The organism is Streptomyces fuscigenes (assembly GCF_021556455.1).
Lineage (GTDB): Bacteria > Actinomycetota > Actinomycetes > Streptomycetales > Streptomycetaceae > Streptomyces > Streptomyces fuscigenes.
This window is the reverse complement of sequence record NZ_JAKGCV010000240.1, coordinates 1-8,662: the sequence shown is the minus strand read 5'-3', so window position 1 is coordinate 8,662 and position 8,662 is coordinate 1. Positions and strand designations below refer to the sequence as shown.

Below are 8,662 nucleotides of genomic sequence, written 5' to 3'. Positions count from 1 at the left end.
GTGCACGGCGGCGTCGCGGGCGCGCGGGCCGCGGCACGGGGTCGTCGGGCCCTGGGACGCGGCCCGGGGCCCAGCGCCCGGCGTTCCGGCGCCGAACCGTCACACAGAGCGACCGCCCAATCGCCGCAGCCCCTCGGGGGCCGGGCGCGGGCAGTCCCGGCGGCGGGGCGCGCGTACCGGACCGGTCCACCGCCCTTGTGGACGTTTCGTGCGTGCCGTCCGGGCTCGTGGAGGCTCCCCGGCCCGGCCCCGGGCTCAGAAGCCGGGGCCGCCGCTGCGGTCGGCGACCGACGCGAGACGTCCCCACAGCAGGTCGGCCATCGTGGTCACCAGCTCCTGGCGGGAGCAGGGCCGGTCGCCCAGCCACCAGTCGCCGGCCGCGTGCATCATGCCGACTATCCCGTGGCCCCAGATCCTCGCCAGCTGCTGGCCGTTCTCGCCCAGGTCGATGCGCTCCTCGATCACCGTGGCGAGCTCCTCGCCGAGCCGGCGCAGCAGCGGCGCCGAGTGGCGGCCGACGTCGAAGCCCTGGTCCAGCGGGGGCGCGTCCTCGGCGGGGTGCATCAGGAACCGGTAGACCTGAGGGTTCGACTCGATCGCGGCGAGGTAGGTGTCGAGCGTCGCCTCGACCCGGGCGCGGCGTTCGGCGGGCGCGTCCAGCGCCGCACGCAGGGCGCCGAGGAGCGCGTCCGTGTGGCGCTTGGCGAGGGCCTTGTAGAGGCCGCCCTTGTCGCCGAAGTGCCGGTACAGGATCGGCTTGGTGATCCCGGCCTCCGCCGCGATCGCGTTCATCGAGGCCCGGGGGCCGTCCCTGAGCACCACCCGCTCCGCGGCCTCCAGCAGCTGGCGCCGCCGTTGTTCGGCGGCCCGCCGCTGCTCGGCCTGCTGTGGTGTGGTCTCCATCGTTTCTCCCCGCCCTTACCTAAACCGTGACGCCCGCGCAACGTAACACCCCCGGCCGCGGGGGTGCTGATCAGGCGTGATCGGTTGACAGGGGCTACTCGTCGGTAACAGAATGTGGTTACCAGTGGTAACCATGGAGGGAAGATGGCCGAGTTCACACTCGAACCCAGCGACGACCAGAAGCAGGTCCGTGAGTGGCTGCACGGATTCGCCGCGGACGTGATCCGCCCTGCGGCCGCCGAGTGGGACGAGCGCGAGGAGACCCCCTGGCCCGTCATCCAGGAGGCGGCCAAGCTCGGGATCTACTCCCTCGACTTCTACGCGCAGCAGTACTTCGACCCCTCGGGTCTCGGCATCCCCATCGCCACGGAGGAGTTGTTCTGGGGCGACGCGGGCATCGCCCTGTCCATCGTCGGCACCGGACTCGCCGCCGTGGGCGTCCTCGCCAACGGCACCGACGAGCAGATCGGCACCTGGATACCGCAGATGTACGGGGAGCCAGGCGACGTGAAGCTCGCCGCGTTCTGCTCCTCCGAGCCCGACGCGGGCTCCGACGTCGCCGCCATGCGCACCCGGGCCGTCTACGACGAGGCCAAGGACGAATGGGTGCTGAACGGCACCAAGACGTGGGCGACCAACGGGGGCATCGCCAACGTGCACGTCGTCGTCGCCGTCGTGGACCCCGCTCTCGGCTCCAAGGGGCACGCGTCCTTCATCGTGCCGCCCGGCACCCCGGGCCTGAGCCAGGGCCAGAAGTTCAAGAAGCACGGGATCCGCGCCTCGCACACGGCCGAGGTCGTCCTCGACGGCGTGCGCGTCCCCGGCGCCTGCCTGCTGGGCGGCAAGGACAAGCTCGACGAACGCCTCGCGCGTGCCCGGGAGAGGGCCGTCAAGGGGGAGCGCGTCAAGAACGCGGCGATGGCCACCTTCGAGGCGTCCCGCCCCGCCGTCGGGGCGATGGCCGTCGGCACCGCGCGCGCCGCGTACGAGGTCGCCCTCGACTACGCGAGCACCCGCAGCCAGTTCGGCCGCCCCATCATCGACAACCAGGGCATCGCCTTCCAGCTGGCCGACATGCGCACGAGGATCGACGCCGCGCGGCTCCTGGTCTGGCGCGCGTCCTGGATGGCCACGACGGGCAAGAAGTTCGAGTCGGCCGAGGGCTCCATGTCGAAGCTGTTCGCCAGCGAGACCGCCAAGCAGGTCACCGCCCAGGCCGTGCAGATCCTCGGCGGCAACGGCTTCACCCGCGAGTACCCGGTCGAGCGCATGCACCGGGACGCGGCCATCTACACCATCTTCGAGGGCACGAGCGAGATCCAGCGCCTCGTCATCGCGCGCACCCTCTCGGGCGTGCCCATCCGCTGACCCCCCACGGGAGAGCCCGGCTCCGCTTCCGCACCCGCGGGAGCGGAGCCGCGGCCTTTCCGGGCGGGGGCTGCCCCGCCGTGCCGGCTCAGGCCGGCAGCTGCGCCTCGACGGCGGAGACGACCGCCGGGTCGTCCGGGGTCGTACGGGTGCGGAAGCGCGCCACGACCTCGCCCTGCGGGGACACGAGGAACTTCTCGAAGTTCCAGGCGATGTCCCCGGCCTCGCCCGCCGCGTCCGCCGTGCGCGTCAGCTCCGCGTACAGCGGGTGGCGGCCCTCGCCGTTGACGTCGGTCTTCTCCAGCATCGGGAACGTGACGCCGTAGGTCGTCGAGCAGAACGTCTCGATCTCCTCCGCCGTGCCCGGCTCCTGCCCGCCGAACTGGTTGCACGGCACGCCGACGACCGTGAAGCCCCGGTCGGCGTACGTCTTGTGCATCTCCTCCAGAGCCGCGTACTGCGGAGTGGAGCCGCACTTCGAGGCCACGTTGACGATCAGGACGGCCTTGCCGCGGTGGTCGGCCAGCGACGTGGGCTCGCCGCCGAGCGTGCGCAGCGGGATGTCGTGGAGACTCATGAACCGAATCCCTCCCCGATCTCCCCGGTGGAGATCGTACGCATCCATTGTGGACCCGCCGGTTCAGCAGCTGCCGTCCGACCGGTCCGCCGAGGTCCCGCCGGTTCGGCCACGGCCCGGCCGACCGGTCCGCCGGCCGTCCCCGGTGCCGCGGGCGGGCGCCCGAGCGGCCTGGGCGCGCGCCTGCCCGGGGCCGCCGGCGCTCTCGCGCCCGCGGCCTCGGACAGGAGGGGGCCTCAGAGCTGGCCCACCGACGTGACCCGCAGGACGGCCTGCCCCTGCTCGTCGGAGGCGGCGAGGTCCACCTCGGCGCTGATGCCCCAGTCGTGGTCGCCGTTCGGGTCCGCGAAGGTCTGCCGGACGCGCCACAGCCCGTGCGCCGCGTCCTCCTCGATCGACAGGAGCTTCGGGCCGCGCGCGTCCGGGCCCGTGCCGAGGTCGTCGTACTCGTCCCAGTACGCGTCCATGGCCTCGCCCCACGCGTCCTCGTCGAAGCCCGCCTCGGCGTCCATCGCCCCGAGCTCGGCGACCTTGTCGAGCGCGGCCAGCTCCACCCGGCGGAACATCGCGTTGCGCACGAGGACCCGGAACGCGCGGGCGTTCGTCGTGACCGGACGCACCTGGTCGGCCTTCTCCCGGGCCTCCTCGGCGGTCTCCTCCTCCGGGTTGGCGAGCTGCTCCCACTCGTCCAGCAGGCTGGAGTCGACCTGCCGCACCAGCTCGCCGAGCCAGGCGGTCAGGTCCTCCAGGTCCTCGGACTTCAGGTGCTCGGGGATGGTGTGCTCCAGCGCCTTGTACGCGCCGGCCAGGTAGCGCAGCACGATGCCCTCCGTCCGCGCCAGCTCGTAGAACGAGGTGAACTCCGCGAAGGACATCGCCCGTTCGTACATGTCCCGGATCACCGACTTGGGCGACACCGGGTGGTCGCCGACCCACGGGTGGCTCCTGCGGTACACGTCGTAGGCGTGCCAGAGCAGTTCCTCCAGCGGCTTCGGGTACGAGACCTCCTGGAGGCGCTCCATGCGCTCCTCGTACTCGACGCCGTCCGCCTTCATCTCCGCGACGGCCTCGCCGCGCGCCTTGTTCTGCTGCGCGCCGAGGATCTGCCGCGGGTCGTCGAGCGTCGACTCCACCACGGACACCATGTCCAGCGCGTACGACGGCGACTCGGGGTCGAGCAGTTCGAAAGCGGCCAGGGCGAACGTCGACAGCGGCTGGTTCAGTGCGAAGTCCTGCTGGAGGTCGACGGTCAGACGCACGATGCGGCCCTCCGCGTCGGGCGTCTCAAGCCGCTCCACGACGCCGCCGTCCAGCAGCGAGCGGTAGATCGCGACGGCCCGGCGGATGTGCCGCAACTGCTGCCTGCGCGGCTCGTGGTTGTCCTCCAGCAGGTGCCGCATCGCGTCGAAGGCGTTGCCGGGGCGGGCGATGACCGACAGGAGCATGGTGTGCGTGACGCGGAAGCGCGAGGTCAGCGGCTCCGGGTCCGCGGCGATCAGCTTCTCGAACGACGTCTCCGACCAGGCGACGAACCCCTCGGGCGCCTTCTTGCGCACCACCTTGCGCCGCTTCTTCGGGTCGTCCCCGGCCTTGGCGAGGGCCTTCTCGTTCTCGATCACGTGCTCCGGCGCCTGCGCCACCACCAGGCCCGCCGTGTCGAAGCCCGCGCGGCCCGCGCGCCCCGCGATCTGGTGGAACTCCCGGGCGCGCAGCGTCCGCACGCGGCTGCCGTCGTACTTGGTCAGCGCCGTGAACAGCACCGTGCGGATCGGCACGTTGACGCCGACGCCCAGGGTGTCCGTGCCGCAGATCACCTTGAGCAGCCCGGCCTGCGCCAGCTTCTCCACCAGGCGGCGGTACTTGGGCAGCATGCCCGCGTGGTGCACGCCGATGCCGTGCCGCACGTACCGCGACAGGTTGCGCCCGAACGTCGTGGTGAAGCGGAAGTTGCCGATCAGGTCGGCGATCTTGTCCTTCTCCTCGCGGGTGCACATGTTGATGCTCATCAGCGACTGCGCCCGCTCGACGGCCGCGGCCTGGGTGAAGTGCACGATGTAGACGGGAGCCTGGTGCGTCTCCAGCAGTTCCGTCAGCGTCTCGGTGATGGGCGTGAGGCGGTACTCGTACGACAGCGGCACGGGACGCGTCGCCGAGCGCACGACCGACGTCTCCCGGCCCGTGCGGCGCGTGAGGTCGTCCTCGAAGCGCGACACGTCGCCGAGCGTCGCGGACATCAGCACGAACTGCGCCTGCGGCAGCTCAAGCAGCGGGATCTGCCACGCCCAGCCGCGGTCCGGCTCCGCGTAGAAGTGGAACTCGTCCATGACGACCTGGCCGATGTCGGCGTTCCTGCCGTCGCGCAGCGCGATCGCGGCGAGCACCTCGGCCGTGCAGCAGATCACCGGCGCGTCCGCGTTGACGGACGCGTCACCCGTCAGCATGCCGACGTTCTCCGTGCCGAACAGCTTGCACAGGTCGAAGAACTTCTCCGACACCAGCGCCTTGATCGGCGCCGTGTAGAACGTGACCTCGTCCTGGGCGAGGGCCGCGAAGTGCGCCCCCGCGGCCACCAGGCTCTTGCCGGAGCCGGTCGGGGTGGACAGGATCACGTTGTTGCCCGACACGACCTCGATCAGGGCCTCCTCCTGCGCCGGGTACAGGGAGATCCCCTGTCCCTCGGCCCAGGTCGAGAAGGCCTCGAAGAGGGCATCGGGGTCGGCGTCCTTCGGCAGCTGATCGATAAGGGTCACGTCACCATCTTGCCCGTTCCCGGTCCCGATCCGGGAACCGGACGTCCACCCGAAGATCACGGACTGTACGCTGCGGTCCCGACCGGCATGATCGCCGGCGCCCCCGGTGGGCGCCGTACGGCGGTCCGGGCCGGTCGGCGCGGACCGGCAGGCGGCCGGGACCGCCGCATGACGACAGATGACAACTCCACAGGGAGACGGGTACGACCATGATGGGACCTGCACACTCACTCTCGGGGGCGGCCGCGTGGCTGGGGGTGGGTGCCGGCGCGACGGCGCTCGGGTACGACATGCCCTGGCCCGTCCTCGTCGTGGGGGCCCTGATCGCGTCCGGCGCGGCGCTCGCGCCCGACCTCGACCACCAGGCCGCGACGATCTCCCGGGCCTTCGGGCCGATCTCCAAGTGGGTGTGCGAGATCGTCGACGTGCTCTCCCACTTCGCCTACCGCCACACCCGGCTCAAGGGCGACCCCAGCAGCCGCAGCGGGGGCCACCGCACGCTCACCCACACCTGGCTGTGGGCGGTGCTGATCGGCGCGGGCGCCTCGGCGCTCGCCGTCCTCGGCGGGCACTGGGCCGTGCTCGCCATCCTCTTCGTGCACATGGTGCTCGCGGTCGAGGGGCTGCTGTGGCGGGCCGCGCGGGTCTCCAGCGACGTCCTGGTGTGGCTCCTCGGCGCCTTCGCCGCGTGGACCCTCGGCGGGATCCTGGACGAGCCGGGCAACGGCGCGCACTGGCTGTTCACGCAGCCCGGCCAGGGGTACATGTGGCTCGGGCTGCCCATCGTCGTGGGCGCGCTCGTGCACGACCTCGGCGACGCGATCACCATATCCGGGTGCCCGATCCTGTGGCCCATCCCGATCGGCCGCAAGCGCTGGTACGCGTTCGGGACGCCGAAGGCCATGCGCTTCCGCGCCGGCAGCTGGGTCGAGGTCAAGGTGCTGATGCCGCTGTTCATGATCGCCGGAGGCATCGGCGGGATGGCGGCGCTCGGCGTCATCTGAGGCGGGGCGGGCGGGCGCGGCCCGGGCGGGCCGCCGCCGGGCGCACCTCCGCTGGAGCGCCCGCGTCGCTGCCGGACCGCCCCCGCCGCCGGGCCGGCCGGCCGTCCGCGCCCCCGGTCCGGTCAGCCGTGCCAGGAGCGCCAGAGCGCCGCGTACGCTCCGTCCGCCGCCACCAGCTCCTCGTGCGGGCCCAGTTCGGAGATCCGGCCGTCCTCCACCACCGCGATCACGTCCGCGTCGTGCGCCGTGTGGAGGCGGTGCGCGATCGCGATCACCGTGCGGCCCTCCAGCACGCGGGCCAGGGACCGCTCCAGATGCCGGGCGGCCCGCGGGTCGAGCAGCGAGGTCGCCTCGTCGAGGACCAGCGTGTGCGGGTCCGCGAGGACGAGCCGGGCCAGCGCGACCTGTTGCGCCTGCGCGGGCGTCAGGGCGGCGGCGCCCGAGCCCACCTGCGTGTCGAGGCCGTCCGCGAGACCGCGCGCCCAGGTGTCCGCGTCGACCGCGCCGAGCGCCGCCCACAGTTCGGCCTCCGCCGCGTCGGTCCTCGCCAGCCGCAGGTTGTCGCGCAGGGAGCCAACGAAGACGTGGTGCTCCTGGTTGACCAGGGCCACGTGCTGCCGCACGGACTCGGCGGGCATGCGCGACAGTTCCGCGCCACCCAGGCTGACCGACCCGCGGCGGGGGCCGTAGATGCCGGCGAGCAGCCTGCCCAGCGTCGACTTGCCCGCACCCGACGGACCGACCAGCGCCACCCGCGAGCCCGGCGCGACGTCCAGCGACACCCGGTGCAGCACGTCGACGCCGTCCACGTAGCCGAACCGGACGTCGTCGGCGCGCACCTCGCGGCCCGCGGGCGCCAGTCCCGCCTCCCCGCCGTCCGGTTCGATGTCGCGCACCCCGACCAGCCGGGCGATCGACACCTGGGCGACCTGGAGTTCGTCGTACCACCGCAGGATGAGTCCGACCGGGTCGACCAGCATCTGCGCGAACAGCGCGCCCGTCGTGAGCTGCCCGACGTCGATCCAGCCGCGGAGCACGAACACCCCGCCGAGGACCAGAGTGGCCAGGAAGACCAGGGACGTCGAGATGTTGATGACGGGGAACAGCACCGTGCGCAGCCACAGCGTGTAGCGCTCCCACGCCGTCCAGCGGGCCACCCGCAGGTCCGAGAGGGCGACGCGGCGCCCGCCAAGACGGTACGACTCGATCGTGCGGCCCGCGTCGACCGTCTCGGTCAGCGAGGCGGCCACCGCGGCGTACCCGGCCGCCTCCGAGCGGTAGGCCGACGGCGCGCGCCGGAAGTACCAGCGGCAGCCCACGGCCAGCACGGGCACGGCGAACAGCACCGCGAGCCCGAGCGGGGGCGCGGTCACCGTGATGGCGCCCACCAGCAGCACCACCCACACCACTCCGATGGCCAGTTGGGGAACGGCCTCGCGCATGGCGTCCGCGAGCCGGTCGATGTCGGTCGTGATGCGGGACAGCAGGTCACCCGTACCCGCTCGTTCCAGCACGCCGGGCGGCAGGCCCACCGAGCGGACGAGGAAGTCCTCGCGCAGGTCGGCGAGCATCTGCTCGCCGAGCACCGCCCCGCGCAGCCGGACCGTCCTGGTGAAGACGGTCTGGAGGACCAGCGCGGCCGCGAACACGGCCGTGACGAGCGTGAGATGGAGCTGCCCCGCCGTCCGCGCGCCGTCCGCGAGGCGCTGGACGACCGTGCCCAGCAGGTAGGGGCCGGCCATCGACGCCAGCACGGAGCCCGCGTTGACGGCGATCAGCACCGCGAACGCGCGGCGGTGGCGGCGCAGCAGGCCGCCCACGTACGCGCGCACGGTCGCCGAAGAGCCGACCGGCAGGATCGTGGCCGTCTCGGGGGCGGCCGGGTCGTGCACGGGCCTGGCGACGCCGATCATGAGGGGTCCTCCGTCTCGCCGGTGCGGCGGTGCACGGCGTCCGCCGTGGCGCGGGCGGTGATGGTGCGGTCGGGGCCGTCGCGGTCCGGCTCGGCGCCGACCGGCGGGGGGCCTCCCGGGGCCGTGCGCTCGGGCGCGGCGCGTTCC

Annotated in this window: 6 protein-coding genes; 2 read left to right on the top strand and 4 right to left on the bottom strand. The window is 72.8% G+C overall.

The window, feature by feature from the left end; genetic code table 11:
* Positions 1–255: 255 nt before the first annotated feature.
* On the bottom strand, positions 256–903 hold the full coding sequence (locus L1885_RS18615; RefSeq protein WP_235798277.1) for a TetR/AcrR family transcriptional regulator: 648 nt from the start codon (positions 901–903) through the stop codon (positions 256–258).
* Positions 904–1,047: 144 nt separating this feature from the next.
* On the opposite strand from L1885_RS18615, the gene L1885_RS18610 reads away from it, so the two are divergent.
* On the top strand, positions 1,048–2,271 hold the full coding sequence (locus tag L1885_RS18610; protein WP_235798276.1) for an acyl-CoA dehydrogenase family protein: 1,224 nt from the start codon (positions 1,048–1,050) through the stop codon (positions 2,269–2,271).
* Positions 2,272–2,359: 88 nt separating this feature from the next.
* On the opposite strand, the gene L1885_RS18605 is transcribed toward L1885_RS18610, so the two are convergent.
* On the bottom strand, positions 2,360–2,848 hold the full coding sequence (locus L1885_RS18605) for a glutathione peroxidase (protein ID WP_235798275.1): 489 nt from the start codon (positions 2,846–2,848) through the stop codon (positions 2,360–2,362).
* Between the two features lie 236 nt (positions 2,849–3,084).
* Positions 3,085–5,598 (bottom strand): DEAD/DEAH box helicase, encoded by a 2,514-nt coding sequence (locus L1885_RS18600; RefSeq protein ID WP_235798274.1) that lies wholly within the window; start codon positions 5,596–5,598, stop codon positions 3,085–3,087.
* 209 nt (positions 5,599–5,807) lie between these two features.
* Here L1885_RS18600 and L1885_RS18595 point away from each other — a divergent pair, with 209 nt between their 5' ends.
* Positions 5,808–6,602, top strand: coding sequence for a metal-dependent hydrolase (locus tag L1885_RS18595; protein WP_235798272.1), 795 nt, complete (start codon positions 5,808–5,810; stop codon positions 6,600–6,602).
* A 122-nt stretch (positions 6,603–6,724) separates the two neighbouring features.
* Here L1885_RS18595 and L1885_RS18590 read toward each other — a convergent pair whose 3' ends face one another.
* On the bottom strand, positions 6,725–8,515 hold the full coding sequence (locus L1885_RS18590) for an ABC transporter ATP-binding protein (protein WP_235798270.1): 1,791 nt from the start codon (positions 8,513–8,515) through the stop codon (positions 6,725–6,727).
* Positions 8,516–8,662: the final 147 nt, after the last annotated feature.